We start from the raw sequence: 25,195 nt of genomic DNA on the forward strand, positions 1-25,195 counted from the left end.
TGGTGCGCTCGACGTCGGTCCTCACGCGGCATTCGCCTTCGCGCCCGTGGTCGGGTTCTTGGCGCGGGGCTTTGCCTTCGTCTTCTCCGCTGCGAGATGTGTCGAACGGTGCCTGGGGCGTCATGCGGCCTCCTGGAGGGGCTGGCGAGAGGGGTCGAGATTCGCGACGAGCAGCGCCTCGTAGGGCGGCGGGCTCACGCTGTTGCCGCACATGGCCACGCTTCGGCTGACGGTCAGCGGCCGGCCGTCGGCGGTGCGGTCGATGATGTAGCCCCGGGGGAAGCCCTGCGCCCTGAACAGCTCGTGCTTCTGCAGCATGCGCAGGCCAATGTCGACGATCACGTACGGCGTGCCGCGGATCGTCACCGTCACCAACGCCAGCCGGTCCCTGGTGCTGATGGTGGTCAGCGGCGCGCGCGCATCCGCGTCCTGGCCACCGGTGCCGTGGTAGCGCATCAGGAACGCGGCGGCGCGCAGCGCGCCGGCCTCGTGCTCGGGGCTCAGGGTGCACTCGACCACCGCGTGGTGCTCGCCGCCGGCCGACACAGTGCGCAGCGGCGCGCCAGCAGCGGCGCCCGTGTTGTCGCCGCGCAGGGTGATCATGTTGGCGGTCACCAGGCGCTGCTGGCTGCCTGTCTGGGCAATCGTCGACACCGGCTCGTCGGCGCCGCGCGGGCGGCTGGTGTTGCTATTCGGGCCGCCGGCAGCCTGCTCGAGGAAGGCGGTCATCACGCCCAGGGCGTGGGCCGCCCCTGCGGGCCTGGCCGCGCCGGCGCCGCTGGTGATGGTGGGGGCCGGTTCGTCGATCGCGCTGCCGTCGCTCTCGCCCCGGAACTTGACTAGCGTCGCCGTGGCGATCGCGCAATCGGCCTTGCCTGTGGTGGTGTACCCCGGTTGGCCGACCGACCGCGGCTCGGAATCCCCTGCCCGACCGCCGACGCCGCACAGCACGGCGGACACCAGCGACGCGCCGTTCCCGGTGGGCACGACGGTGGCCAGCGGTTCCGCGACCGACGCGGCGCGCGGCGCCTGGCCGTCGCGCTCGCCGTAGCGCGGCACCAGCGTGGGCGCCACCACCGCGTGCGCGCCGCCCTTCGGCCAGCCGGTGATCGTCGGCAGCGGCTCGTCGCCCGGATGTACGCCGCTGGCGCTGGCGTTGGCGCACTGGACGATGAACGGCTCGGCGGTGTCGAGGACGTAGCGACGGATGCCGCGCGCGATGCGCCGCATCGTGGCGTCGGCCAGCGGCTTGCGACGGTCGAAGATGGAGGGGCACGGGATCGACCAGTCGATGCAGTCGGCCGCCGTCACGTACGGTTGCGCGCGGCCGGGGCCGTGCGTCGGCTCGGGCCACCGGATCGGCTCGCCGTCGCACCGGGCGACCATGAACAGCCGGGTGCGGCTAGTGCCGGCGCCGAAGTCGCAGGCCTTCAACTTCTGCCACTCGACCGCGTAGCCGAGCGCGCGCAGCGCGGCGACGAACTGGCGCCAGGTCCTGCCGGCGTGGCGCTTGTCCGGTACCAGGAACTGCTCGTGGCGCGGCACGCGCTCGCCCGGCGCGGCCACGGTGCCGTCCAGCCGGATCACCCGACCGGTCCCCCTGCACCGCTTCGCGACCAGCGGACCCCACTTGAGGATCTGCTCGACGTTCTCCAGTGTGATGATGCGCGGCGCGTTGCCGCCGCGGCGCAGGCTGCCGGCCCACTTCACCAGCACCCACGACAGGCCACGGATCACGGTGCTACGCGGCTGGCCGCCTTTCGCCTGGCTGAAGTGGGTGCAGTCCGGCGAGCCGTGCAGCACGCCGACCAGGCGGCCGCCCACCTCGGCCCGCGGGTCCGCGGCGTAGACGTCCTCGCACAGGTGGCGCGTGAACGGGTGGTTCGCGGCATGCATGCCGATCGCCCACGGGTTGTGGTTGATCGCGATGTCCACTGCACGCGCCAGTGCGGATTCGAGCGCATGGCTCGCGCCGCCGCCGCCGGCGAACAGGTCGACCACGATCTCTCCGGGGCGCAGGCGCGAGCGCGCGACGACCTGCGGGAAGTGAAAGCCGTGTTGGGGCGAGCGGCTACCGTCTGCCATCGGTGTTCCTTAGTGGTGGCGGGCGCCGCACGCGGCGCGCAGGGCGGTGTTGATGTCGACGACGACGGCGCCGCGCTCTGCGAGCTTCTCGGCGGTGGCTTTGTCGTTGGTGAGGACGAGGTCGCCGCTGCGCAGCTTCACGTCGCCCACGCCATTGCGGACCCCGTTGCGGACGACATGGAAGGCGTCGTCGACGATGCGGCGGCAGCCGTAGTGCCGCTTCAGGGCTTCGGCGTTCCGGGTCTTGCCGGATGCCTGCGGGCCATAGATCACTGTGATCATGATTCCTCCAGGGTCAGGCGGCGGCAGGTGCCGCGGCCGGTTGGTTGGCGGCTTCGATGGCCTGCAGGGCGGCGTGGACGCGATCGGCGACGGCGGCAGCGGGCTGCCCGGTGCGCATGCAGTCGTAGTCGCGGCAGACGGGCGGGCGGGTGGCGTAGATGCGGCAGCGGTGGAGGCCGTGAGCGACTTCGAGGTGGCGGCAGGCGATCAGCTCGCCGTCCACCAGGGCGGAGCAGCACGCGCCGCAGCGCTGGCAGAGGGCGGGGGTGATGGGCATGCCGGCCGTGGCTCAGCGCAGCGGCGCGTGGTCGCGCTGCGGCCCGCCGTTGGTCGTGCCGGTGACCTCGCCCTTGGCGACTCCGACACCCGTCACCTCGATGCGGCCCTCGTCGAACCATTCCGACGCGCGCACCTGTCCGTCGCCGCCGACCGGCGGCGTCAGGCCGTACTGCGTGCAGCCAGTGAGGTACTCCGCGCGGCTGGTGACGATGCCGCTGAAGCCGGTGATCTTGTCGCGCGCTTCGTTGCCGAGTTCGATGATCATGCTGTTGCTCCTGGATCAGGCCGCAGGTGCGGCGGTGGCGCGGGCCGGCGAATCGTTCGCGGCCTGCAGGGTCTTCTTGATGTCGTCCAGCACGCGCGCCTGGTCGTCAGCGGTGCGCAGCTGGCGCTGGAGGTGGGCGACCTGGGCTTCGAGGGCTTCGATGCGCTGCAGGTCGGCTTGCCAGTCGCGGCCGCGCTGGCGGAACTCTGCTGCGTTGACGTCCAGGCCGCTGGCGGCGTTCTGGTTGGCCATCGCGTCGAGGAAGTCGGGCCCGGTGAGGCGGTGGGTGTCGGTCACGGTGTGGTCCCTTGGGGTTTGCGGGCGAAGACGGAGGCGCCGTAGGCGAAGCGGTCGTCGCCGATGTGCTTGAGCACGCGCGTGGTGCCGATGCGCTCGATCACGCCGCCGCGCGCCTGGAAGGCGGCGATGTCGGCGGCGATGCGGTCGCTGGCGGCGAGGTTGGCCTGCGGGATGCCATCGAGCGTGCAGGCGACTGCGGCGCGGCGGCGCGCCGGCGGCGGTGCCGCGGCGAGGGTGCGCGGCACGTCGCGCGCAGTCAGCTGCGGGCCGCTGGCGAGGATGCGCGGGCGGGGCGCGGCCGGCGCCTTCGCCGGGCGCGCGGCCTTGGCGGGCTTCGGGGGCTTCGCTGCCTTCGGCGGTGTCGGCGGCTTCGGCTTGCGACGCGGGGTGGTCCTGGGCCGCGGCGGCCGGCCCCACGCGCGCGCGGGCCGGCCGCAGGTGAAGCGCACTTCCTTGCCCTCGCCAGGCTCGCGCACGGCGTGGCCCTTGCGCACCAGGGAGGCGAGCATGGCCGAGACGACGCGGATGTTGCGGTGGGGCAGCACGGCGTCCAGCACCTCGCGGGACGTGACCGGGCGTGCCACGCTGGCCATCCACTCGCGGATGCGGGCGGAGGCCGTGGGCGCGCGGGCGTCGTCGTTGGCGGCCGGCTGCGTGGCGATCGCCGCGGCCACGGCGTCGGGGTGGGCGAAGTGCGGGCGGCCCTGGCGGTAGATGCGCAGCAGGTGGCCCGCCTTCACCAGGGTGTTGAGCGAGCCGAGCATGTTTTCGATCTGCGTGTGCGGCTCGATCGCGTCGACCAGCTCGCGGGCCGTGCAGGCCTTGGGCTGGCTGCGCAGGTATTCGCGCACGCGCTCGGCGCGGCCGGTACGGGTGGTGGCGTGGCTGGCGGCCATCACCGCGTGCCCTCGTTGGCGGCGTCCAGCAGCTCGCGCGCCAGCGCCGCGCCTTCGTCGGTGAGCGTGAGGCTGCTGGGGCAGAACTCGTCGTCCAGCTGCACCAGGTCGGCGCGCTGCAGGCGCAGGGCCATGCGCTTGGTGACGTTGTGCGCCTGCACGGTGCCGGTGGTGGCGTCCCGCGGCGGCGGGGCCACGAAGCCGCTGCCGAAGCGGCGCAGGGTGTGCCCGGGCGCGCCGTAGGCGGTCAGCAGGGCACTGCGCTCCAGCGGCGTGACGTGGGCGGTGCCGGCGGTGGATGCGGACACGGTAGGTTCCTTTGCCGGCCTGGGCCGGCGTTGTGGTGTTCGGGGTCAGGCCGCGCGCAGCGCGATCAGCGCGGCGGTGGTGGCCAGCGGCAGGGCGACGATCAGCACGGCGCGCCAGTGGCGGCGGCGGGTGCGGTGGAAGCGGCCGGCCTGCGCGCTGGTGGCCTGGATGTGGTGGAGGAGGCTGGCCATGGCTCAGCCCCCGGCGAAGTAGGCGAGGGCAACCAGGCCCCAGCCGACGATGGCGCCGACGACGATCACCGCGCGCAGGAAGCGCTTGGTGGCGTCGCGCATGGCGTCGAAGTGGGGGAGGTCGGGGTTGCGTCGACGATCAGCCACGGAGGTTCGCCTCCTGCGCTTCCTGTTGGCGGGTGAGCGGGTAGAGCGTCGACTCGCTACGCACGTCGGCGTTGCCGTGCTGGATCTCGGGCATGCCGGTGAGCTGGGAGAGGCGCTCGCGCAGGCGGAAGCGAAGTTCGTCTATGTGCCGCCGGCGATCGCCAAGCACGATGAGCATGCGGGCCTGCGAACCGTTCTGGCTCTCCTTGGCCACCAGGTTGCCGGTGTGGTTGTCGGCGTTGCCAAGGGCGTGCATGGCCTCGCATAGCAACACCAGGTCTTCGACGTTGAGTTGCTGGATCACGAGGCACCCCCCGGCGCGCTGTACGCGCTCACCTGGCGGCGCAGGCGCTCGGTGTAGAGGTCGGCCAGCTTGCCGCCGTGCACGTGGCGCTCGATGGCGTCGGCCACCATGCGGCGCACCACGGCCTCGCGAGGCTCGGGCATGCCCAGGCGCGCGGACTGGTCGACGGCGTTGCGCACGCGGCCCAGGTCGATGACGAGGCCGCTCATGCCTGCACCGCCGCGGCCGGGGTGGCGATGTCGCGCGGCAGGGTGCCCGGGCATGGGTCGGCCACGGGGCGCGGGCGGCTTGCCAGCCAGGCTTCCACAGTGGCGGCGGTGGCGTCGTCGATGTCGATGGCGGCGCCGGCCAGCCACAGCACCGGCGGGGCGTGCTTGTGCGTGCGCGCGTCGACGTACACCTGCGTCCAGATGTCGCCGCCGGCGAAGAACGCCGCGGTGCGGTCGATCAGGCTGGCGCCCGGGTCGGCCTTGCCTTCCGGCACGTACAGCGTGGCGCAGACGTGGCCGTCGGGGTGGTGGCGCAGCTCGAGCGTCAGGCCCGCCGCGGTGGGCACGCTCAGGGTCTGGCCCGCGCTCATCGGGGGCCCCCGCGCATCTGCGCGCGGCGCGTGCCGCTGCCTTCGTCGTTGGCCGCGCTGGCGCGTGCCCAGCCGTCAGAGGCGCGGGCAGCGGATACGCGGGCGCGGGTGAGCTCGGCCTCGGCGCGCAGCCTGCGCTCGGCGGCCTGGGCGCCGTAGTGGATCAGGCCCGCGGCGGCCACGGCGCCAGCGCAGAAGCCGGTGATGTTGCCCAGGACGAAGCCCGGGTCGAACAGCAGGAAGTCCATGTCGCCTCCTTCGGGTGGAAGAAGGCGGCCGGCAGGTCACTGGGAGGGGAGGCCCATTCAGCCGGTCAGGGGAGGACCGGCTGGCGACCTGCCGGTCGCCCGTCCCGGCGGGGAGGGCCGGGATGGGTGCAGCCTATGGCATCCCATAACTTGTTGTCAATGGGATTCCGTAACTTTCTGCAGGAGGATTAGTCGACCGTCGATTTCCCTTTTGGCGGGAACGTCTGATAGATCAATGCGGCATCTTCGTCGGTCAGCGGGCGGCGACCGCTGCCCTTGGCGATGATGAGCGCGTGCCGACGACAGCAATCGAGCTGATGCAGCGGCACTGCGCCGCCCTGATCTTCGGTTGCGAGCCGAAAGGCGGCTTCCGCAACCAAGGCGTCTGGGAGGCCGCGCTTATCGGCGACCAGGTCCAAAACAAAGTCTGCGAAGCGGTCCTTCTCTCGCTGGCGGAAGCCGCGAGTCCGCGCCACGTATGCACGCATTCTGTGGATCGCGGCGAAGTAGGGACGGAGGACGACACGAGCAGGAACTGTGCCGTCCGGGTTATCCACTTTCCAGGGTGCGACAGCCTCGCCCGTGTCGGTGAACGCCGCCGAGATGATGCGGTCAACGCGAAAGGACTTCCACCGCCCACTACCGATCTCTAGTCCCTCGAGATAGTGCACCCCGGGCACGTGCGGCTCTGAACGGTACTCATAGTCTTCAAGGACCCTGGTTGTCTCGCTGCCAGCTGCATCTTCGTACTCGATCACCAGCGGTCGCTTCATGGTCAGTCTTCCCAGCTGCCAATCCAGCGCACTCGCCCGAGGATTTCAAGCCCGTCGCCGAACTGCACTGGGAGGGGCTTCCGCCACTTCGGGTCGCTGGTGTTGTCGCTCACCAAGAACCACTGCTCGCCATATTGGTGAAGACGTTTCACGTAGTAAGTGCCGTCGTACTGGACGACATAGATCGCCCCGTCACGAGGCACCGTGTCGTCGCTGTCGAAAAGCAGAGCGTCGCCGTCGTGGATGCGCGGCTCCATGCTGTCGCCGCGCGCGTAGAACACGTGAAGCTTGCGGGCATACAAGCCCTTGCGCTGGAGGCTGCTCGCCTTGAACTTTAGGCTGTGCGTTTCGGCATATTCGACGGCGGTCATCCCGTCTCCTGCGGCGACGTCCTGAGCGTACGCGGTGACGTCTGTCCAGCCATAGTCAGCCGACGCCTCACGCACAGCATCCCTTGGTCCCTTGCCGGTCCGTAGCCAGTCCAGGTTGATCGCCAGCGCTCGGGCGATGTCGGGCAGGAACGTGGACGTCCCCTGGTCGTCGTTCTCGATGCCTGCCAAGGTTGGGTACTTCACTCCCGATAGTTTCACCAGATCGGTCCGCGACAGGCCGCGGAGTGCTCTGGCTTCCCTGATTCTCTGGCCGACGGTCATCATCAGCACAGTGTTATGGCGTTCCGTTATGGGATGCCGTTGACTTCGGCCTATGGGATGCCATAGGCTTCCCGCTATGGATAACTGGGCAGCCAAAGTTTCAGACCTCGAAGGCCAGGGCTGGTCGCTGACTGCGCTCGGCAAGGCCATCGGGCTATCGCCCCAGGCTGTCAGTGACATCAAGCAGGGCCGCACCAAGGCCCCCAGTGGTATGGCTGCTGTCCGCCTGCACGAGATCCACCAGCGGATTGTGCTGCCCGCCGCCAACGACGACACCGCCGCAGCCGAGGGCGAGGGCGCGCTCTAATGCACCTTCGTCGGACTTTCCCAGACGGCTCCCTGCTGATCCACTCGCAGGGCACGGCGCCGACGTCAATGCGCTGTGCCGCTGTCCGGACGCTCCTGGCTGAGGAACACCCGCAGGCTTGCCGCGTGCGCCGGGGTGAGGGTGAAGGCCAGCCAGCCCAAGCCCTCGTTGCGCAGCCAGATCCGGAGCCCTCCGTTGAGTAGGGTCCGGATGTCGAACTTGGCCTCGTCCTGCAGCAGGACCTCCTCTTCCGCTGACAGGAGGCTCGGCGGGTGCTCCGGTACCGCGGGCAGCATCCCCGCCCTGGCCTTGGCCAAGTCGCGCAGGATCTCGTCCAGTTGGGGTGCGCTGAAGTCCCCATTCAACTCGATTCGCACCTTCGTTTCGCCCATGCCGACCTCCGAAGTGGGGGGTTCCCCCGGGGATCCAGCCTACATCGGTAGCGGGCGCCATTCGGAAGAAGACGGCGGCCACGCGCGCGCGGTGGCCGTCCTGGATTTCCCACAGGGGGGAAAGCGTCGTGTCGCTGCAAGTGCCTGTGTCCATGAAAAAATTTTGGCCGGCGGGAGTCTCTCAACTCCACTCAACTCGGTTGAGCGGCGATGAGTAGCCAGCTGGCGATGCCGCTGCCGCTGCGGCCGGAAGAGGTGGTGCGGGAGAAGACGCTGGGCGACGCGATCGCCCTGTGCGCCAAGGCCGGCGGGTACACCCTCGACAAGGCTCTGCAGCTGGAGCTGGAAGTGGACAAGGCGCAGTTCTCGCGCTGGATGTCAGGCACCGAGGGCATCGTGTGGCCCAAGCTGGACCGGCTGATGACCACCTGCGGCAACGACGCGCCGCTGCTGTGGATGCTGCACCAGCGCAACTACGACCTGCACAGCCTGCGCCACCAGGAGACCGAGGTGGAGCGCCAGAACCGCCTGCTTCGGGAGGAAGTGGCGGCCCTGCGCCGCGTGCTGCAGGCGGGGGTTGCCAACGATGCCTGACGCCATGGACGCCGTACAGGCCGACGTGGACGCGCGCATCGCCGATGCGCTCAAGCGCCACCAGGCCAGCGCCACCACGCGCCGCCCGGGCCTGCCCGCGTGCGAGCAGCTGGACTGCGGCGAACCGATCGAGGAAGCACGCCAGCGCCTGGGCGCCCGGCTGTGCACCGACTGCCAGCGCGAGGAAGACATCCGCGCGCACCAATACGCACCTGGGAGGGGAAGGTGACCCATGGGACTCCCGCGAGGCCGCCGCTGGGTGGACTTGCCGCGAAAGCCGGCGCCGAACGCGTCGGAGAAGTGGAGGGCATGCGTGCTGCTGGCGCTGCAGGCCGATCCACCGTCGAACGATCCGGACCCGATCGCCACGCGCGACCAGCTGCATCGCGAGGTGGAAGCGGCCAGGCGAAGGCAGGGCGAGCTGAAGTTCAGCAGCGCCTGAAGCGCCGGCCGTTCGTCGAGATGGTGGACGACTTCGAAGCCCGACCCGCCGAGGACCTCGATGCGGAGATCACGTGGCTGGCCAAGACCATCCCGATGCTGCAGCGGCAGAAGGCCGCAGCCCTGCAGGCGCGGCGCCGCAAGCGCCGCAAGGTGGCGAAGTGATGGCTGTTCGATCCCCGCGCCCCTTGGTGAGGGGATGCGCGCGCGCGTTCGCAGCGTCGTGCTGCGGGCGGCGCGGCACGGCGTCGATCAGGCGGGGGGCCGGTCATGGGTCCTCCCTGGCGACCCCCCACGCGGGTAATTCGGACCCCGTTCGCCGGGTAGTCAGCGGGCCTGCGGGTTACTGAAATGGCCTCGAATCACGACGACGTCGTCCGCCAGCTCACCGCCGCTGGCCTGATCCTCCCGCGCGGCGGACTCGAGGTCGGTTCCTCGCGCACCGTCCGCTGCCTGGTGCAGGACGGGGGCAGGGAGAAGCGCGGCTGGTACAGCCTGCACGAGCTGCCGTCGACCGCGCACCCCGGCCAGTTCATCATCGTCGGCAGCTACGGCATCTGGCGCGGCAACGATCCGAACAGCCAGAAGATCGAGCTGTCGAAGAAGGATCCGCTGACGCCCGACCAAGCCGCGGCGCTGCGCAAGAAGCTGGCCGAGGATCGCAAGCGCGTGGAGCGCGAGCGCGCCCGCGATGCGGCCAAGGCGGCAGACGTCGCCGCGAAAGCCTGGGCGAAGCTGGCGCCGGACGGCGAGTCGCCGTACCTCAAGGCCAAGGGCGTCTGCGCCCACGGCCTGAAGTTCACGAAGCACGGCAGCGCCGTGCTGCCGCTGGTCGACACCACAGGCAAGATCCATGGCCTGCAGTTCCTGCGCACCGGCGCCCAGGCGAAGGAGGGCAGGCGGCCGGCGAAGGAGTTCTGGCCGGCGGGCGTGGCGAAGAAGGGCCACTTCCACCTGATCGGCCACCAGCCGCACTGGATCGTCCTCGTCGCCGAGGGCTACGCCACCGCCGCGTCGCTGTACGAAGCCACCGGCTTCCCGGTGGCCGTGGCGTTCGACGCCGGCAACCTGCTGCCCGTGGCCGAGGCCCTGCGCAAGCGGTACAAGAAGGCGCGCATCCTGGTGTGCGCCGACGACGACGCCTTCGGCAACTGCCAGCACCACAACGAGAGCGGTCAGCGATGCAACGCCCGCCTGGTGCTCGCCGAGCATCCGACCACCTGCCCGGAGTGCGGCAACCCGCACCGCTGCAGCAACGCGGGCGTCAACGACGCCAGCGCCGCGGCGCTCAGTGTCACCGGCGCCTGGCTGCAGCCGGCGTTCGCCGACGAAGACGCGCGCCGCGCCAAGTTCCTGGCCACCGGCCACAAGCTCACCGACTTCAACGACCTGCACGCGGTCGAGGGCGTCGCCGCAGTCGGCGCGCAGGTGCGTGCCCGCCTCTCGGAATTGCGCTGGGACCCCCCGCAATTGCGCGCGGTTACTTCCTCCACAGCCGGGGAGGGGGGCGGCAAGCTGCGGGTGATCCAGCACCTCGATGAGCTGCTCGAGCGGTTCAGCACGGTCTACGGCAGCAACGGTGGCGTGTTCGATCGACAGGAGCATGCCCTGGTGGCGGAGCAGGACGTGCGCCGGCTCACCATCCGCGCCGACCTGTTCAAGGCCTGGAACGAACACCCCGACCGGGACGTCGTGCGCCAGGACGAGGTCGGCTTCGACCCGGCATGCACCGATCCGAAAGTCACCTGCAACCTGTGGGGCGGCTGGCCCACCACGCCGCGCAAGGGCAAGTGCGATCGCCTGCTCGAGCTGCTGCATTACATGTGCAGCGGCGAGGCCAACAGCCGCGACCTCTACGACTGGGTGCTGCGCTGGGTCGCCTATCCAATCCAGCACCCCGGCGCCAAGCTAAAGTCCACCATCGTCGTGCACGGCCCGCAGGGCACCGGCAAGAACCTGTTCTTCGAAACGGTCATGGCCATCTACGGCAAGTACGGCCGGATCCTCGACCAGGATGCCCTGACCGACAAGCACAACGACTGGGCCAGCCGCAAGCTGTTCCTGATCGCCGACGAAGTGGTCGCCCAGGCGCACCGCTTCGAGGTCAAGAACAAGCTCAAGACGCTGATCACCGGCACGTGGATCCGCATCAACCCCAAGCACATCGCGGCCTACGACGAAGCCAACCACGTCAACCTGGTATTCCTGTCGAACGAATCGATGCCGGTGGTGCTCGAAGAGGACGACCGGCGGCACTGCATCATCTGGACGCCGCCGAAGAAGCCGAAGGAGTTCTACGCCGAGCTGCTGCGCGAGATCGAGACCGGCGGCGTCGAGGCGCTGCACGACCACCTCCTGCACCTGGACCTCGGCGACTTCAACCCCGGCACCCTCCCGCCCGACACCGAAGCCAAGCGCGAGCTGATCGACCTGGCGCAGGACAGCCCGGTGGAGTTCGTCGACGCCGTCTTCCGCATGGACGTGAAGGGCACCGTCGCCGACGGCCGCGTGCTGGCCGGCCTCACCCAAGACTGGTTCGACATCTATCGCCACTGGTGTTCGCTGGTGGGCGTCAAACCGGCCTCGCTGAAGCGGTTCGTCAACGCGCTGGAGAAGCGGCGCGGCCTGCGCGCCGAGCGCAAGCGCTACTACACCTGGAGCGACTACGACATCGCGCCGGAGAAGGTGGGTCCCCACAGCGTGATCACCTTCGGCAATGAGCCGCCGGAGGGCGAGGACGAGCTCGCCTGGCTGGGCAAGCAGGTCGGGCAACTGCGCTCCCGCGTCAACGACATGAAGGGCTCCCGGTGATCGCGCGCAGGGCTGTGCGGCCACCGTCCCCGCACAGTGCGGCCACCGGTGCGGGCAGGAACGGCGTAATTCCGCGCCTGTGCGGCCTGTGCGGCCAGATTGCGCGCCCGCGTACGCGGGAGGCCCATCGGCGGTGCGGGCAGGTGCGCGCACACGTGCGCGCACACGAGAACATGCCCGCACAGGCCGCACAGGCCGCACAGGCCTGCGCGATCAGGCACTTGCGCGAATGCGTGCCCGCACTCGTCCCCGCACTGCCTGCCACCACGCCGCACAGGCCCGCTCGCGCGCGCCCGCGCGGTCTCCTCGTTTCGACTCTCGAAAAGAAAATGGAAGGAAGCCGCCACCATGGCTGACGCCGCCGTGCCCGAGACCCTCGGCTTCCGGGACTTCGCCCGCCGCTGCGGCTGGAAGGCCAGCTACGTCACCGAGCTCAAGGATGCCGGCCGCCTGGTGCTGACCGCCGACGGCCGGCGCGTCCAGGTCGCCGCCAGCCTCCGGTTGATCGAGGACACCCGGGATCCGTCCAAGGCCGGCGTGGCCGCCCGCCACGCCGCCACGCGCGGCGCCGCGAGCCCTTCCACCTCCGCCGCCCCGGAAGCGGGGCAGGGCGGCGCTGGCGGCGACGACGAAGCCGAGGACCGCGCTCCGGTCGCCTACGACGATCCGCTGGCCCTCCGCCGCGCCCGCGCCCAGGCGGAGATCCAGGAGGCCGCCCTGCGCAAGGCCCTGCGCGAAGAACAGCAGGAACTGGGCGAGCTGCTGCAGCGCGACGACGTGCTGGCCGTGATCGCCGACGCCATCACCACCCTGCGCACCGGCCTGGAGAACCTGCCCAACACCCTGTCGGCCTCTCTCGCCGCGGAGCAGGCGGAAGAACGCTGTCGCGTGATCCTGGCCAACGGCATCGAGCACGCGCTCGAGCAGCTGAGCCGGAAGTGCCGGCAGATCGGCGGCGTCGCATGACCTACGCCGCAGCCCGCCCCCTCGTCTATCAGGCAGTCGCGAAGGCCATCGCTCCGCGCAAGCCCATGCGCGTCAGTGAGTGGGCGGAGGCGAAGCGAGTCCTGTCGACCAAAGGCAGCCAGAACGCGGTGGAGTGGCGCAACGACACCAACCCGCTGCAGGTCGAGATCATGGACTGCTTCAGTGCCCGCAGCCCGGTGCGCGACGTGGTGGCGCGCCTGCCCATCCAGTTCGGCAAGTCCGAGATCGAGACCAACATCCTCGGCTACACCATGTGCGAGAACCCGATGCCGATCATCGTGGCGCTGCCGGCCGAGGTCTCCATGAACAAGTGGATCGACCAGAAGCTCAACCCGCTGATCGAAGAGACGCCGGCCATCCAGGCGGTGCTCACCAGCATGTCCAGCCGCGAGGCGTCCAATCGGCGCACGTTCAAGGATTTCCACGGCGGCCAGCTGTACGTCGAGCACGCCGGCAACCCGGTGCGGCTCAAGTCCACCTCCGCCGGCATGGTACTGGCCGACGAGTTCAGCAGCTTCGCCTCGCTGCTCAAGTCTGGCGACGACCCCGCCGAGATGCTCGACGGCCGCACCTCCGCCTTCCCGTCGAAGTACAAGCGGCTCAAGGTGGGCACGCCCGAGATCGCCGGCCGTTGCCGCATCACCGAGCTGTACGACAAGTCCGACCAGCGCCGCTACCACGTGCCGTGCCCGGACTGCGGCCACGAGCAGCCGCTGGAATGGAGCGGCCTGCAGTGGACGCCCGACGGCATGCACGCCTGGTACGTCTGCCGCGAGTGCGGCGTGGTGATCGAGGAGCACCAGAAGACCGCCATGATCGCGCGTGGCCGGTGGGTCGCCGAGAACCCTGGCGCGCGGATCCGCGGCTACCACGCCAACGCCCTGTACTACCCGATCGGCCTCGGCCCGCGCTGGGTGGAGCTGGTAGCCACGTGGCGCGATGCCCAGGGCGACCCGGCCAAGCTCAAGACCTTCATCAACGACCGCCTCGCCGAGCCGTGGGAAGACCCGTCCATGCGCGCGGTGAAGTTCAACATCATCGCCGACCGCGCCGAGCCGCTGCCGCTGCGCCCGGTGCCCAACTGGGTGCTGGCCGTCACCGCCGGCATCGACACGCAGGACAACCGCCTGCCGGTGCAGATCGTCGGCTGGGGCCGAGGCATGACCTGCTGGCCCATCGACTACGTGGAGCTACCCGGCGACCCGAACGAAGACGAAGTCTGGACCGCGCTCACCGCGCTGCTCAACGCCCCGATCGAGCGCGCCGACGGCGCGGTGCTGCGCGTCGACGCCGCCCTGCAGGACATGCTGGGCCACCGCACCGAAGCGGTGAAAGCCTACGTCCGACAGAAGCGCGTGCGCCGCCTGGTGGCCGGCTTCGGCGCCACCGCCAACAACGCACCCTCGTTGGGCAAGGCGCGCCTGCACGACATCAACTACCGCGGCCTGGTCGACAAGCGCGGCGTGCACGCCTACCCGGTGGGCACGGTGGCTATCAAGCACCACCTGTTCGCCATGCTGAGTACCGACGCCGACAAGGAAGCCGCAGACCGCAAGGTGCGCTTCAGCGACGAGCTGAGCCGCGACTACTTCGGCGGCCTGGTGTCGGAAACCTACGACCCCCGAAAGAACCGCTTCGAGAAGATCCGCGGCACCCCGCGCAATGAGCCGCTCGACACCTGGGTCTACGCCTACGCCGCCGCCCTGCACCCGGAGCTGCGCCTGCACCGCTGGACGCGCGCCAACTGGGACGTCCGCGAGGCGCAGGTGCTGGCCAGCATCCAGCAGCGGGCGGCAAACGATGATTCCCGTGAAACACGCGCGCCCGCGTCGCCGGCAGCCGGGCGCCCCATCGATTCCCGTGGAACACGACAGCGCCGCCGTGGCGGCTGGAAGGATTGAGGAGGGGGCATGGCAGAAGACGTGAAGGCCGACGAGCTGGTTGACCAGCTGCGCGACAGCTTCAACCAGAAGCTGCGCGAGGAGATCAAGGATCTTCCCGCGCACCAATCCCTGCAGCTGGCCGATGCGTTGGCGCTGGTGCAGCTGGACGTTCTGGCTGGTCTTCGAGTGCGGTACCGCCAGGCGGTGCCCATCGACGCCGAAGGCATCGCCGAGTCATGGCGGCGCGGGCTGTCGATCGTTGAGGTCTGCCAGGCACACAAGATCAGCAGGGCAACTGCTTACAGGCACCATCCGAACAAGAAAGCCCGTCGCGCGAAGACGGGCTGAAAAAGTCTCCCGGCCGCCATGACGCGAGACAGGGCGGTGTATAGCTTGTCTGTCCATGTCGACCGCACAAGAACGGCTGGACCTCTACCTCGCCGCCGAAGCCCGCATCCTCACTGCGGGTTTCAGCTGGCGGCTCGACATCCGGCAAAAGCAGGAAGCCGAACTCGCCGAGATCCGCAAGGCCATCGCCTCCCTGCAGCGTGAAGTCGCCGCCGAGCAGTGCAGGCATCCGGGGCGCGGCAGCCTCCGCTACGTCACCACGGTGTTCAACCGGTGATCGCGCGCGCAACGACGAAGCCGGCCCCGGCCAGGCCCAACCTGATCGAGCGCGGCATTGCCGTGTTCGCGCCGCGCGTCGCCGCCCGCCGCATGTTCGCCCGCCAGGTGCTGTCGCTGTACGAAGGCGGCCGCAGCTCGAAGCGCCGCAAGAAGAGCCGGGACAACAGCAGCGGCGAGCGCCTGGTGGTACGCGACGCCGCCACGGTCCGCGCCACCATCCGCGACCTCGAGCGCAACTACGACCTGGTCGACGGCGCGCTGTCCACCCTGGTGCGCAACATCATCGGCCCGTCCGGCATCAGCATCGAGCCGACGCCACGCAACGGCACCGCGGGCGACAGCTTCGACGACATCGACGACGACTTCGCGCGCACCCTGCTCAACGAGTTCCGCGACTGGTGCCGGCGGCCCGAGGTGACCCGCACCCTGAACTGGGTGCAGGCGCAGGACCTGGCCTGCCGCTCCTGGCTGCGCGATGGCGACCAGTTCACGCAGCTGGTGGAGGGCACCGGCGCCTTCATCCAGCATGCCAGCCGGGTACCACTGTCGCTCGAGCTGCTGGAAGCCGACGTCTGCCCGCTGGACCATGCGCCGACGGAGAACGTCGATGCGGGCATCGAGCGCAACGCTTGGGGCCAGCCGGTCGCGTTCTACTTCTACAAGCACCATCCGGGCAACGGTCGTGGCTTCATCCATGGCGACCTGAAGCGCGTGCCCGCGCAGCGCGTGCTGCACCTGGCGGTGCGGCGCCGCCTGTCCGGCCTGCGCGGCATCAGCCTGTTCGCCCCCGCGATCGACCGCCTGCTCGACATCAAGGACTACGAGGAGTCCGAGCGCACCGCGGCGCGTATTGCCGCGCGCATCGCCGCGTACATCAAGCGCGACAAGGAAATGGAGTGGACACCGGCGCCGGTCGAGACCGACGCGCAGGGCAACCCTGTCGAGCGCGATTTCTTGCTGGAAGCCGGCGCAATCTTCACCGACACCATGCCGGGCGAGTCGATCGAGATGATCAACCCGAACCGGCCGAACACGGTGCTGGAGCAGTTCCGCACCGCGATGATGCGCGCGGTCTCCCGTTGCATCGGCCTCAGCTACTCCAGCCTCTCCGGCGACTACGACGGCACCTACAGTGCCCAGCGGCAGGAGCTGATCGAGGCTTACGACGGCTACCGCACGATGACGCAGCAGTTCGTGGCGTCGTTCGTGCAGCCGGTCTGGGAACGTTTTGTCGACCTGGCCATCGCCTCCGGCACGATCAAGGTACCCGCGCACATCCGGCGCGACTCCGTCGCCCAAGCCGTGTTCCGTGGCCCGAAGATGCCGTGGATCGACCCGCTGAAGGAAGCGAACGGCCTCAAGGCCCTGTTCGAGGCGCGCGTAGAGTCGCGCACCGCCGTGATCGCCGAGCGCGGCGGCCGCGTCCAGGACAAGTTCGAGGAGATCGCCCGCGAGCGCGAGCTCGCCGCCGAACTCGGCTTCCCGCTCGACACCGTGTCGAACGCGCCCACGGACGCGCCACCGGCCGACGACCGGGACGACGACGAACAGCGCCGCCTGCCCAGGCAGCGCGGTCACCGCATGCGCCTGGTGCGCACTACCGGAGATACCCCGTGACCCATCGCAACGCCCTGTTCCTGGCCGGCGCCGCCGCCTACGCCACCGCGCCGTTTGCGGCGCCGCGCGACCGGCAGGACCGCCCGCGGATCGAGCCGCAGATGACCCTGCGCCCCAGCGCCGCAGACGACAGTGCCTACGAACTGCTGGTCTATGGCGACATCGGCGACAGCTGGTGGGGCGAGTCGGTCACCGCGCAGTCGGTGGCCGAACAGCTGAACGGCCTGGCCGACACCGTCTCCACCATCAACGTGCGCATCAACAGCTACGGCGGCAGCGTGGCCGACGGCCTGGCGATCTACAACGCGCTCAAGCGGCACAAGGCCACGAAGGCGGTGACCATCGACGGCGTTGCCATGTCCAGCGCCTCGCTGATCGCCATGGCGGGCGACACGGTGTCCATGCCGCCGACGTCCATCCTCATGATCCACGCGCCGTGGGGCGGCTGCTGGGGCAACGCGAAGGAGATGCGCCAGTACGCCGACGTGCTGGACAAGTTCTCCGACTCCATGGCCGACGCCTACGTCAAGAAGTCGGGCAAGGCCAAGGACGACATCCTCGGCCTGCTCAAGGACGGCGAGGACCACTACTACACGGGCGACGAAGCCGTGGCCGAAGGCTTCGCCGACGCCGTGACCAGCGACGACGACGGCAACGACAGCCCCGACGAGAACGCGCGCGCGTACGCCAATCAGCTGCTGGAGCGCATCAGCGCCCGCGGCGCACCGGCGAAGTACGCCGGCATGGTGGTGACCGCCGCCCTCCGCGGGTCGCCGAAGAAGACAACCGCATCGTCCCAGGCATCGCCCGCTTCCACGCTCACCGTTCGCGTGGACGCAAGCGCCGTGAGCGAGGCCGTCGCCAATGCCCTCGCCGCACTGAATCCGCCGGCCGCACCGGCCGCGACCCCGCCGGTGGATACCGGTTCCGACCCCTCTGGAGCAAGTCCCATGACCGAAGAAGAGAAGAAGGCCGCGGCCAAGGCCGCGCTCGCCGCCGACAAGGCGCGCCGCGAGGCGATTCGCAACCAGTTCGCCCCGTTCGTGGCGCGCACCGACCTGGACGTGTCCGCGCTCCAGGTGCTGCAGCGCACCTGCGAGGACGACAGCGACACCACCCCGGAGGCCGCCGGCCAGCAGCTGCTCGCCATGCTCGGCAAGGACACCACCCCCACCGGCGGCCCGCGCGCAGAGCCGGGCACGCAGGACGAGACCGCGACGTATCGCGAAGGCGCAATCCTGTCCCTGCTGCACCGCAAGGATCCGCAGGGCTTCAAGCACGACGAGAAGTCGCAGCAGTTCCGCGGCATGAACCTGCTCGACCATGGCCGCGACTGCCTGGAGCGCGCCGGCAGCAAGACGCGCGGCATGTCCCGCCAGGAAGTCGCCGTGCAGGCCCTGCAGTCCACCAGCGACTTCCCGCACATCCTCGAGGCCGTCATCACCAAGAGCCTGCGCCGCGCCTACGAGGCCAGCGAGCGCACCTTCGTGCCGTGGACCCGCCAGGCCACCCTGCCGGACTTCCGCCAGGTCAGCCGTGCCCAGCTCGCGGGCGCGCCGAGCCTGAAGCGCGTGGTGGAAGGCGCCGAGTACGAGTTCGGCACCATCGGCGACGGTTCCGAGAAGTACGCGGTGCAGAAGTACGGCCGCATCGTCGCGATCACCTGGGAGGTGATCATCAACGACGACATGGATGCGCTGACCCGCATTCCCGAGATGTTCGGCGCCAGCGCGGCGGACCTCGAGTCCGACATCGTCTACGGCATCCTCAACGCCAACCCGAACATGGCGGACGGCAATGCGCTGTTCAGCGCCGCGCACGGCAACCTGGGCAGCCCGGCCGCCGCGCTGATCGATGCAGTCAGCCTGGACCCGACGGTCGCGAACCCGCTGGCGGCCATGCGCGCGGCCATGCTGCTGCAGAAGGGCGCCGAGGGCCGGTACATCACGGTGCGCCCGAAGTACCTGCTGGTGCCCCCGGGCCTGGAAGAGGCCGCGCTGAAGGTGACCAACGCCGCCATCGTCGCCGCCCGCGGCAGCGACGTGAACGTGGTGGGCCCCACGCTCACCCCGATCACCGAGCCGCGCCTGCACGACGGCAGCTCCACTGCCTGGTACGGCGCCGCCGACCCGTCGCGCGTCGACACCATCGAGTACGCCTACCTCGAAGGCCACGAGGGCGTCTTCACCGAGACCCGCCAGGGCTTCGAAGTGGACGGCGTGCAGGTCAAGTGCCGCCACGTCTTCGGCGCCAAGGCCATCGACTGGCGCGGCCTGTTCAAGAACGCCGGCGGCACCCCGTCGCCGTTCCCCGGCACGCCCTGAGGCTGACCGCCGGCGCGGCTCAGGCCGCGCCGGTGTAGCCGCGGTCGTCGCGCACCGACTCACCTTCCCTGGAGATTGCACCCATGCTCAACGCACACAGCATCGCCGACACGATCACCGTGCCGGCTCCCTCGGGCGGCGCCACCTCGGGCGTTCCCTTCATCGTCGGCACGCTGCTGGCCATTCCGGTCACCGACGCCGCCGCGGGCGAGGACGTCGCCGTCCAGATCGAGCGTGCCTTCACCCTGCCGAAGCTTTCGACGGCCGTCATCGCCGCCGGTGACAAGCTCATCTGGGATGTCAGCGCCGGCCAGGTGATCGTCGCCAGTGCGGCCACCGGCGATCTCAACAACTTCGGTGTGGCAATCGCCGCGGCTGGCAACGGCACGACGACCTGCGTCGCGAAGCTCACCCCCGGCTCGGGTTCGGTCCAGGCCTGACAGGAGCGGCAGCCCTCGCCGCACGCATGACGCCCCACGGGGCACGTGTGGCGAGGGGTCTCACACCAGATCGGACAGGGGCGATGAGCGAACAGCACATGCACATCGAAGACGCCATGGAATCGAAGTTCGCCAAGGTCGGTGTGCGGATCTTCGTGGGGCTGGCGCCCTTCGTCGCCGCGGCCTTCGCCTGGTTCATCACGTCGCAGCTCGGCGACATCAAATCCATGCAGGCCGAACAGACCACGAAGCTGCAAGGCGTCACGGGCGATGTCCAGGTGCTCAACGCCAAGCTGGACAGCGGCGTGATCTGGCGCATCACCGAACTCGAACGCCGCGTCAACACCGTCGAACAGGCTCAGAAAACGCCATGATCAACCTTGCGCGTATCCGCAAGTTCTTCTACGCCTCGCAGGAATTCACCCTCTGGCTGCCCGGGTTGGTGCTGCTCAGCGTGCTGGGGTACGTGGTCCTGGGGAGCTTCGTGCGCCTGGGAGGTGACGCGATCGCATGGCTGGCCGAACTGCCAGTGCTGTGCGCATACGCCGCCGCCTGGCTTGGCTGCGGCTGGCTGATCAAGGCTGTCTACCTCCATGACATCCCTCGCCCGCGGGAGATCGAGCTGCAGGCGTGTGCACTCGCTGGCGACCTGCACGCGCAGTGGCTGATCCGGCAGGACCGCTTCGAAACCGCAGGCGCCCTGGTGCTGGCGCTCGTCTTCTTCTGGCCGCCGAGATGATTGCCATGCGCGCATTCGCCGCCGCCACGCTCTCGCTGCTGCTGGTCGCCTGCACCCAGGCGCCGGCGGCGGCGCTGCCGCCCGTCGCAATGACGCCGGCATCCGACACCGTTCCCGCGGAACCGGTGGTCGAGGAAGTGCGTTCCGCAACGGCCACCATCGTGGCGCCCACGCTGGTTGCCGCCCGCGAGGCGGTGCAGGCCGTGGTGGCACCGCCGCCGGCAGACGTTACTAAGCACGTCATGCCGGCGGCGGCTGGCCCCCGCCTGTCGTCCGTTGGCCTCGCGCACCTGGTGCGATGGGAGATCGGCAGCGTGCAGCGCTACGATCGCCTGTACCGCGCCCCCATCTGGCCGCAGGGTTCCAGCGGCATCACCTGGTGCATCGGCTACGACGGCGGCCACCAGACCGCGCGGACCATCCATGACGATTGGGCGCAGCACCCTGCTGTCGAGCGCCTTGCAACCACCGCCGGCCTCACCGGAAGCGCCGCCCGCGCAGCACTGCCGCGCTACCGCGACATCACCACACCGTTCCCCTATTGCCAAGACGTGTTCCTCAGCGCCAGCGTGCCCGCGTACATGCGCAGCACCACGCGCGCCTACGCAGACGACATGTTCGCCCACCCGCAGGGCGTGGTGGACGCGCTGTTCGGCAACACCTATAACCGCGGCGGCAGCATGGTGGGCAGCCGTAACGTGGAAAAGCGTCGCATCCGCGACGAGTGCTTGCCGGACAGTGATTACGCGTGCCTCGCGGCGCAGCTGCGCGCGCAGTGCCGCCTGTGGATCGGCACCAGCCTCGAAGCCGGCCTGTGCGCCCGCCGCGAGAGTGAGGCCGCATTGGTGGAGGTCTCGCGATGAACTGGCTGTCCAAGCTCACGGTGACGCCACTGCTGTGGGCCTGCGGCCTGCTGCTGGTAGCCGTGGCTGGGCTCGGCGTGCGCGTGCACATGCTGGGTGCGACCGCGGACGCAGCCGAGGCCGCAACCGAGGCGGCTGCGGCCCGCGCGGCCCAGCACGTCGCCGAGCGCGACGCCTGGAAGCACGCTGCCCAGGCCTCGGCGTCCGCCGCCGGCAAATGGGAGGCCGCCTTCCGCAACGTGCAGCAGCTGCTGCGCGACTCCCAGGCGGAAGCTCGTCGGCTGGACGAAGCCGGCCAGGCGGCCCTCTCCGCGGCCCGCGAGCGCGAGGCGGAGGCCAACCGCGCCCTGGCCAGCTGGACCCAGCGCTATGCCGACCAGGTGCGCGTAGGCGACTGCGCGGCCGCGCTCAACGCCGTGCAGCAAGCCTGCCCGGCCTTCGGGGGGTACTGACCATGCGCCTGCTGCTCGCCATCGCCATCGCCGCCGTCCTCGCCGGCTGCTGCCGCGAGCGCCACGACCTCAAGCCCGACCTGCCCGGCGCCGGCACCGTCGTCGCGCCCGAGGTCGTAGTGGTGGAGAAGCGCGTCTACGTGCCGATCCCGGCCGCCATCACCCGGCCCGAGCCGATCGCAGAGGGACCCATCGCCCAATGCTTCGAAGTCGCCGCCCAGCGCCGCGCCGCCCTCGAGCGCGCGAACGCCAAGCTGTCCCAGTGCGCCGCGGTGCAGGGCACCGAGGTGCAACCGTGAGCCGCCTCCGCCGTGGGCCGATGCAGGCCGGCTTCGAGCCGTACCAGGACAAGGGCGGCCAGTGGCGCTGGCGCCTGTTCGCCGCCAACGGCCTGGTGGTGGCCACCGGCAACGAGGGCTTCAACAGCCGCCGCAACTGCTTGCGCGCCATCCGCGCGGTCAAGGTTCTGCTAGGGAGCCTGGCATGAGCCTGCCGCTCCGGGTCGAGGTGGACGCTGACGGCATGCTGGGTCGCCAGTTCTCCGAGCTGGAACGCAGCCAGCTGCCGTTCGCCGTCATGCAGGCCAGCAACGCGGTCGCGTTCGAACTGCGTAACACCTGGAAGGCGACCGCCCAGCGCGTCTTCGACCGGCCTACGCCCTTCACCGTCAACGCAGTGCAATACCGCAAGGCCACGAAGGCCCGCCCGTTCGCCGAGGTGTACATCCGCGACGAGGCCGCCAAGGGCACGCCGCCTTCGAAGTACCTGCTGCCGCAGGTGGAGGGCGGCGCGCGCCGGCCGAAGGGCATGGAGGCGCTGCTGCGCTCCAGCGGCATCGGCGGCGGGGCATCGCTGCCGGCCGGCATGTTCGCGGTGCCGGGCAAGGGCGTGCAGCTCGACGCCTTCGGCAACGTGCCCGCCGGCCAGGTGCGGCAGATCCTGTCGCAGCTGCAGGCCGGCCGCGAGGCGGGCTACGTCTCCAACGAGAGCGAGGCGAGCCGCGGTCGCCGGCGGCGCCGCCAGGCGAAGAAGGGCACGCGCGGCGGCAACTACTTCGTGCTCAACAAGAAGCGCGGCCGGCTGCTGCCCGGCATCTATGAGCGGCTCGCCACCGGTTTCGGCAGCGCGGTGCGCAGCATCTTCGTGTTCGTGCGCGCGCCCCGGTACCGCCAGCGCTTCGACATCTATGGCCTCGCGCAGCGCCAGTGGAACCGCCTCATGCCGTTCCACTTCAACCGCGAGCTGGCCAAGGCCATCGCGTCCGCGCGCTTCCGGGGGCGCGGATGAGCCAGCGCGCCTTCCTGCAGGCCTTCGACGCTGCCGCCTTCGGCACCTTCGCCGCGGCCGGCATCGCCGACGCCGCTGAGTACCTCGCGCCGGACGCCGCGCCCGGTGCGCCGGCGGTGCCGTGCACGGTGCTGGTGGACCGCAACGTCGAGGACTTCGGCGACGACATCGCCCCTGTCTCCGCCTTCCGCACCCGCATCACCTTCCAGGTGAGCGAGCTCGCGGCGGAGGAGGGTGGCGTGGTCTCGCTGCTGGACGCCGCCGGCCTGGTCACCGAATCCTTCACCCTCGCGCAGCGCACGCGCCACGACGAAGGCATCAGCGCCTGGTGGGTGCAGCATGGCTAGCCCGCGCGCCATCTACCTGGACGCCGTGGCCGACTGCATGCGCCAGATCCTGCAGGCGGGCGGCTACAACACCAACGCCGGCCAGACGGTCACCCTGGAGCCGACGCCGAAGCTGGCCGAGAGCGACGAGCCGTTCATCGCCGTGGTGTGGTCGCGCCAGGTGCGCGCCACGGAGCCGGCGGTGGTGCGCACGCACCGCGCCACCACCGTCGACATCGTGGCCCGCGTGCCGGCGCAGCTCACCGACGCGCGCGAGCGCCTCGACCTGATCGTCCAGGACATCGAATCCGCGCTGGCGCGGCAGGAAGTGCGCTTCCCCGTCGGCTACCAGTTCCCCGTCTACCAGTCTGCCGAGCCGCTGCTGGCGCCGGCCGGCGCCGGCTGGATCGGCGTGCAGGTCACGGTGGCCGGGAACATTCCCATCCACTCCCCAGCCCTCTAACCGCCGCCCCGCGGCATCACCCCGAGGTATACCTCCATGGAAGCACCCGATTACAGCTACGTGGGCAGCGGCCACATCCTGATGAAGGAGTTCGGCGCCGCCGCTCCCTTCCTGCCGGTGGGCAACTGCTCGGCCCTGTCGTTCTCGCCGCAGGTCAATACCCTGCAGCTGCAGGACTTCACCCAGCCCGGCGGCGGCCTGCGCAACCGCATCGATCGCGTCAGCGACGTGCAGTTCAGCCTCACGTTCCACGACTTCAAGGGCGAGAACTTCGCCCGCTTCCTGCGCGCCAGCAATACCGACGTCGCCGCCGGCACGGTGGCCGCCGAGGCGCTGGTGGCCTACAAGGGCGGCTGGACCCCGCTTTCGAAGTACGCGTCCAGCATCGACACCGTGGAGCCGGCCGGCGGTGGAGTGGCCTACGCAGCGGGCACCGACTACGTGCTGGACAACGGCGGCCTGTGGATCCCCGAGACCAGCACCATCGCGGCCCCGGTGGCCGGCGCGGCCAACATCGAGGTCGACTTCGACTACGACGCCCACAGCGTCACCGAAGCCTTCGTCAATCCGGCCAAGCAGTACACCCTGGTGTTCGCGGGCCTCAACGAGGCGCGCAGCGGCAAGCAGGTGCGTGTGATCGGCCACAAGCTGTCGGGCGGCGTGATCAGCCAGCTGGGCCTGATCGGCGAAGAGTACGGCGCCGGCGAGGTCAACGGCTCGCTGATGTCCGACACCAGCAAGGGCGCGGGCCTGTCGAAGTACTTCCAGATCCTGGTGGTCGACTGATGTCGGACGACCTGGACGTTCTCGACCCGGCACCGGTCGAGGTGGTCTACCGGAGCGAGCGGCTGGAGATCCGGCCGCTCGAGCTCCTCCAGATCAGTGCCGTGGTGCGGCTCGCGCGGCCGCTGCTGGACCGGCTGCTCGATGCCGACATCGACAGCGAAGCAGGCCTGACCGACTTCCTGATGGCGGCGCTGGCCGACGACCTGCCGCAGGTCATCGAGCTGGCGGCGGTGATCACCGGCAAGCCGGCCGACTGGCTGGGGAAGGGCACCGCGGCCGACCTGCTGCGGCTGGGCAAGGCCGTGTTCGAGGTGAACCGCGATTTTTTCGCCCAGCTGCCCGAACTGCTCCGCGGCGAGTGGACGGGCAGGGCAGCGAAGTCGCGGACTGGGGATGGGCCGATGCCGTCGAGCTCCTCATCGAGCGCGGGCACCGGCTGAGCGACATCAAGCACTACACGCTCGCGCAGCTGCGGGCGTTCGCCCGCGCCGGCGACCGCTGCCGGCGCATGGACCTGGTGGACCAGCTGACGATCCAGCGGGCC

The 25,195-nt window shown here is 70.0% G+C and carries 40 protein-coding genes; 24 read left to right on the forward strand and 16 right to left on the reverse strand.

The genetic code is table 11. The annotated features are described in order from the left end of the window. Positions 1 to 120: 120 nt before the first annotated feature. From Q0863_RS15540 to Q0863_RS15610, 15 genes are all read right to left on the reverse strand, one after another. Positions 121 to 2,085 (reverse strand): DNA cytosine methyltransferase, encoded by a 1,965-nt coding sequence (locus Q0863_RS15540; protein ID WP_298580489.1) that lies wholly within the window; start codon positions 2,083 to 2,085, stop codon positions 121 to 123. Positions 2,086 to 2,094: 9 nt separating this feature from the next. Continuing rightward, complete coding sequence (locus tag Q0863_RS15545; RefSeq protein ID WP_280942765.1) at positions 2,095 to 2,367, reverse strand: hypothetical protein; 273 nt, start codon at positions 2,365 to 2,367, stop codon at positions 2,095 to 2,097. 13 nt (positions 2,368 to 2,380) lie between these two features. Continuing rightward, a complete protein-coding gene (locus tag Q0863_RS15550) occupies positions 2,381 to 2,644 on the reverse strand; it encodes a hypothetical protein (RefSeq protein ID WP_298580496.1) in 264 nt (87 codons plus the stop codon). 12 nt (positions 2,645 to 2,656) lie between these two features. Further along, positions 2,657 to 2,911, reverse strand: coding sequence for a hypothetical protein (locus Q0863_RS15555; RefSeq protein WP_298580499.1), 255 nt, complete (start codon positions 2,909 to 2,911; stop codon positions 2,657 to 2,659). Between the two features lie 15 nt (positions 2,912 to 2,926). Beyond that, positions 2,927 to 3,208 (reverse strand): hypothetical protein, encoded by a 282-nt coding sequence (locus Q0863_RS15560; RefSeq protein ID WP_298580502.1) that lies wholly within the window; start codon positions 3,206 to 3,208, stop codon positions 2,927 to 2,929. After that, positions 3,205 to 4,107 carry a hypothetical protein gene (locus Q0863_RS15565; protein ID WP_298580503.1) on the reverse strand — a complete coding sequence of 301 codons (903 nt, stop codon included), beginning with the start codon at positions 4,105 to 4,107 and terminating at the stop codon, positions 3,205 to 3,207. Before Q0863_RS15565 ends, Q0863_RS15560 begins: the two co-directional genes overlap by 4 nt. Beyond that, positions 4,107 to 4,415 carry a hypothetical protein gene (locus Q0863_RS15570; protein ID WP_298580506.1) on the reverse strand — a complete coding sequence of 103 codons (309 nt, stop codon included), beginning with the start codon at positions 4,413 to 4,415 and terminating at the stop codon, positions 4,107 to 4,109. Before Q0863_RS15570 ends, Q0863_RS15565 begins: the two co-directional genes overlap by 1 nt. A 45-nt stretch (positions 4,416 to 4,460) precedes the next feature. Beyond that, complete coding sequence (locus Q0863_RS15575; RefSeq protein WP_298580509.1) at positions 4,461 to 4,607, reverse strand: hypothetical protein; 147 nt, start codon at positions 4,605 to 4,607, stop codon at positions 4,461 to 4,463. A gap of 3 nt (positions 4,608 to 4,610) precedes the next feature. Next, the gene (locus Q0863_RS15580) at positions 4,611 to 4,754 is read right to left on the reverse strand and encodes a hypothetical protein (protein ID WP_298580512.1); all 144 of its coding nucleotides are present in this window, start codon (positions 4,752 to 4,754) and stop codon (positions 4,611 to 4,613) included. Continuing rightward, positions 4,747 to 5,058 (reverse strand): hypothetical protein, encoded by a 312-nt coding sequence (locus Q0863_RS15585; RefSeq protein ID WP_298580515.1) that lies wholly within the window; start codon positions 5,056 to 5,058, stop codon positions 4,747 to 4,749. Before Q0863_RS15585 ends, Q0863_RS15580 begins: the two co-directional genes overlap by 8 nt. After that, on the reverse strand, positions 5,055 to 5,267 hold the full coding sequence (locus Q0863_RS15590; protein WP_298580518.1) for a hypothetical protein: 213 nt from the start codon (positions 5,265 to 5,267) through the stop codon (positions 5,055 to 5,057). The genes Q0863_RS15585 and Q0863_RS15590 overlap by 4 nt, the downstream gene beginning before the upstream one ends. Beyond that, the gene (locus tag Q0863_RS15595; protein WP_298580521.1) at positions 5,264 to 5,638 is read right to left on the reverse strand and encodes a hypothetical protein; all 375 of its coding nucleotides are present in this window, start codon (positions 5,636 to 5,638) and stop codon (positions 5,264 to 5,266) included. The genes Q0863_RS15590 and Q0863_RS15595 overlap by 4 nt, the downstream gene beginning before the upstream one ends. Continuing rightward, the gene (locus tag Q0863_RS15600) at positions 5,635 to 5,886 is read right to left on the reverse strand and encodes a hypothetical protein (protein ID WP_298580524.1); all 252 of its coding nucleotides are present in this window, start codon (positions 5,884 to 5,886) and stop codon (positions 5,635 to 5,637) included. The genes Q0863_RS15595 and Q0863_RS15600 overlap by 4 nt, the downstream gene beginning before the upstream one ends. A 188-nt stretch (positions 5,887 to 6,074) precedes the next feature. Continuing rightward, positions 6,075 to 6,659: a hypothetical protein gene (locus Q0863_RS15605; protein WP_298580527.1), complete on the reverse strand. Its 585-nt coding sequence runs from the start codon at positions 6,657 to 6,659 to the stop codon at positions 6,075 to 6,077. A gap of 2 nt (positions 6,660 to 6,661) precedes the next feature. Further along, entirely contained in the window at positions 6,662 to 7,315 is a 654-nt protein-coding gene (locus tag Q0863_RS15610) for an XRE family transcriptional regulator (RefSeq protein WP_298580530.1), read from the reverse strand. Positions 7,316 to 7,388: 73 nt separating this feature from the next. On the opposite strand from Q0863_RS15610, the gene Q0863_RS15615 reads away from it, so the two are divergent. Beyond that, positions 7,389 to 7,619 carry a helix-turn-helix transcriptional regulator gene (locus Q0863_RS15615; RefSeq protein ID WP_298580532.1) on the forward strand — a complete coding sequence of 77 codons (231 nt, stop codon included), beginning with the start codon at positions 7,389 to 7,391 and terminating at the stop codon, positions 7,617 to 7,619. Positions 7,620 to 7,684: 65 nt separating this feature from the next. On the opposite strand, the gene Q0863_RS15620 is transcribed toward Q0863_RS15615, so the two are convergent. Beyond that, positions 7,685 to 8,011 (reverse strand): hypothetical protein, encoded by a 327-nt coding sequence (locus tag Q0863_RS15620; RefSeq protein WP_298580535.1) that lies wholly within the window; start codon positions 8,009 to 8,011, stop codon positions 7,685 to 7,687. 210 nt (positions 8,012 to 8,221) lie between these two features. Between Q0863_RS15620 and Q0863_RS15625 the strand changes: the two genes are divergently transcribed. The 23 genes from Q0863_RS15625 to Q0863_RS15735 all read left to right on the forward strand — a co-directional run bounded on the left by Q0863_RS15625 (position 8,222) and on the right by Q0863_RS15735 (position 25,091). Next, positions 8,222 to 8,605 carry a hypothetical protein gene (locus Q0863_RS15625; RefSeq protein ID WP_298580538.1) on the forward strand — a complete coding sequence of 128 codons (384 nt, stop codon included), beginning with the start codon at positions 8,222 to 8,224 and terminating at the stop codon, positions 8,603 to 8,605. Then, complete coding sequence (locus Q0863_RS15630) at positions 8,598 to 8,834, forward strand: TraR/DksA C4-type zinc finger protein (protein WP_298580540.1); 237 nt, start codon at positions 8,598 to 8,600, stop codon at positions 8,832 to 8,834. Before Q0863_RS15625 ends, Q0863_RS15630 begins: the two co-directional genes overlap by 8 nt. An 84-nt stretch (positions 8,835 to 8,918) precedes the next feature. Then, positions 8,919 to 9,047 (forward strand): hypothetical protein, encoded by a 129-nt coding sequence (locus tag Q0863_RS15635; protein WP_298580543.1) that lies wholly within the window; start codon positions 8,919 to 8,921, stop codon positions 9,045 to 9,047. A gap of 20 nt (positions 9,048 to 9,067) precedes the next feature. Continuing rightward, entirely contained in the window at positions 9,068 to 9,211 is a 144-nt protein-coding gene (locus Q0863_RS15640; RefSeq protein WP_298580546.1) for a hypothetical protein, read from the forward strand. A gap of 186 nt (positions 9,212 to 9,397) precedes the next feature. Then, positions 9,398 to 11,857 (forward strand): DUF5906 domain-containing protein, encoded by a 2,460-nt coding sequence (locus Q0863_RS15645; protein WP_298580549.1) that lies wholly within the window; start codon positions 9,398 to 9,400, stop codon positions 11,855 to 11,857. A 348-nt stretch (positions 11,858 to 12,205) separates the two neighbouring features. Continuing rightward, complete coding sequence (locus tag Q0863_RS15650; protein ID WP_298580551.1) at positions 12,206 to 12,823, forward strand: hypothetical protein; 618 nt, start codon at positions 12,206 to 12,208, stop codon at positions 12,821 to 12,823. A gap of 65 nt (positions 12,824 to 12,888) precedes the next feature. Further along, positions 12,889 to 14,745: a phage terminase large subunit family protein gene (locus Q0863_RS15655; RefSeq protein ID WP_298580554.1), complete on the forward strand. Its 1,857-nt coding sequence runs from the start codon at positions 12,889 to 12,891 to the stop codon at positions 14,743 to 14,745. A gap of 9 nt (positions 14,746 to 14,754) precedes the next feature. Further along, positions 14,755 to 15,075 (forward strand): hypothetical protein, encoded by a 321-nt coding sequence (locus Q0863_RS15660; RefSeq protein WP_298580557.1) that lies wholly within the window; start codon positions 14,755 to 14,757, stop codon positions 15,073 to 15,075. 55 nt (positions 15,076 to 15,130) lie between these two features. After that, a complete protein-coding gene (locus tag Q0863_RS15665) occupies positions 15,131 to 15,352 on the forward strand; it encodes a hypothetical protein (RefSeq protein ID WP_298580560.1) in 222 nt (73 codons plus the stop codon). After that, a complete protein-coding gene (locus Q0863_RS15670) occupies positions 15,349 to 16,971 on the forward strand; it encodes a phage portal protein (protein WP_298580563.1) in 1,623 nt (540 codons plus the stop codon). The genes Q0863_RS15665 and Q0863_RS15670 overlap by 4 nt, the downstream gene beginning before the upstream one ends. Continuing rightward, the gene (locus Q0863_RS15675; protein WP_298580566.1) at positions 16,968 to 19,295 is read left to right on the forward strand and encodes a ClpP-like prohead protease/major capsid protein fusion protein; all 2,328 of its coding nucleotides are present in this window, start codon (positions 16,968 to 16,970) and stop codon (positions 19,293 to 19,295) included. Before Q0863_RS15670 ends, Q0863_RS15675 begins: the two co-directional genes overlap by 4 nt. 83 nt (positions 19,296 to 19,378) lie before the next feature. Then, positions 19,379 to 19,735, forward strand: coding sequence for a DUF2190 family protein (locus tag Q0863_RS15680; protein WP_298580568.1), 357 nt, complete (start codon positions 19,379 to 19,381; stop codon positions 19,733 to 19,735). An 83-nt stretch (positions 19,736 to 19,818) separates the two neighbouring features. Continuing rightward, positions 19,819 to 20,109 carry a hypothetical protein gene (locus Q0863_RS15685; protein ID WP_298580571.1) on the forward strand — a complete coding sequence of 97 codons (291 nt, stop codon included), beginning with the start codon at positions 19,819 to 19,821 and terminating at the stop codon, positions 20,107 to 20,109. Continuing rightward, positions 20,106 to 20,474 (forward strand): hypothetical protein, encoded by a 369-nt coding sequence (locus Q0863_RS15690; protein WP_298580574.1) that lies wholly within the window; start codon positions 20,106 to 20,108, stop codon positions 20,472 to 20,474. The genes Q0863_RS15685 and Q0863_RS15690 overlap by 4 nt, the downstream gene beginning before the upstream one ends. Positions 20,475 to 20,479: 5 nt before the next feature. After that, complete coding sequence (locus Q0863_RS15695; protein ID WP_298580577.1) at positions 20,480 to 21,337, forward strand: hypothetical protein; 858 nt, start codon at positions 20,480 to 20,482, stop codon at positions 21,335 to 21,337. Further along, positions 21,334 to 21,789: a hypothetical protein gene (locus tag Q0863_RS15700; RefSeq protein ID WP_298580580.1), complete on the forward strand. Its 456-nt coding sequence runs from the start codon at positions 21,334 to 21,336 to the stop codon at positions 21,787 to 21,789. Before Q0863_RS15695 ends, Q0863_RS15700 begins: the two co-directional genes overlap by 4 nt. A 2-nt stretch (positions 21,790 to 21,791) precedes the next feature. Further along, positions 21,792 to 22,088 carry a hypothetical protein gene (locus tag Q0863_RS15705; RefSeq protein WP_298580583.1) on the forward strand — a complete coding sequence of 99 codons (297 nt, stop codon included), beginning with the start codon at positions 21,792 to 21,794 and terminating at the stop codon, positions 22,086 to 22,088. Continuing rightward, positions 22,085 to 22,276: a DUF1508 domain-containing protein gene (locus Q0863_RS15710; protein ID WP_298580586.1), complete on the forward strand. Its 192-nt coding sequence runs from the start codon at positions 22,085 to 22,087 to the stop codon at positions 22,274 to 22,276. The genes Q0863_RS15705 and Q0863_RS15710 overlap by 4 nt, the downstream gene beginning before the upstream one ends. Then, positions 22,273 to 23,076 (forward strand): hypothetical protein, encoded by an 804-nt coding sequence (locus Q0863_RS15715; RefSeq protein ID WP_298580589.1) that lies wholly within the window; start codon positions 22,273 to 22,275, stop codon positions 23,074 to 23,076. Before Q0863_RS15710 ends, Q0863_RS15715 begins: the two co-directional genes overlap by 4 nt. Next, complete coding sequence (locus Q0863_RS15720; RefSeq protein WP_298580591.1) at positions 23,073 to 23,423, forward strand: hypothetical protein; 351 nt, start codon at positions 23,073 to 23,075, stop codon at positions 23,421 to 23,423. Before Q0863_RS15715 ends, Q0863_RS15720 begins: the two co-directional genes overlap by 4 nt. Next, positions 23,416 to 23,865 (forward strand): hypothetical protein, encoded by a 450-nt coding sequence (locus Q0863_RS15725; RefSeq protein ID WP_298580593.1) that lies wholly within the window; start codon positions 23,416 to 23,418, stop codon positions 23,863 to 23,865. The genes Q0863_RS15720 and Q0863_RS15725 overlap by 8 nt, the downstream gene beginning before the upstream one ends. 36 nt (positions 23,866 to 23,901) lie before the next feature. Beyond that, on the forward strand, positions 23,902 to 24,651 hold the full coding sequence (locus Q0863_RS15730) for a hypothetical protein (protein ID WP_298580596.1): 750 nt from the start codon (positions 23,902 to 23,904) through the stop codon (positions 24,649 to 24,651). After that, complete coding sequence (locus Q0863_RS15735; protein WP_298580598.1) at positions 24,651 to 25,091, forward strand: hypothetical protein; 441 nt, start codon at positions 24,651 to 24,653, stop codon at positions 25,089 to 25,091. Before Q0863_RS15730 ends, Q0863_RS15735 begins: the two co-directional genes overlap by 1 nt. The last annotated feature ends 104 nt before the right edge of the window (positions 25,092 to 25,195 follow it).

Origin of the sequence: uncultured Luteimonas sp. (assembly GCF_947492465.1) — a bacterium.
In the GTDB taxonomy this organism is placed as follows: domain Bacteria; phylum Pseudomonadota; class Gammaproteobacteria; order Xanthomonadales; family Xanthomonadaceae; genus Luteimonas.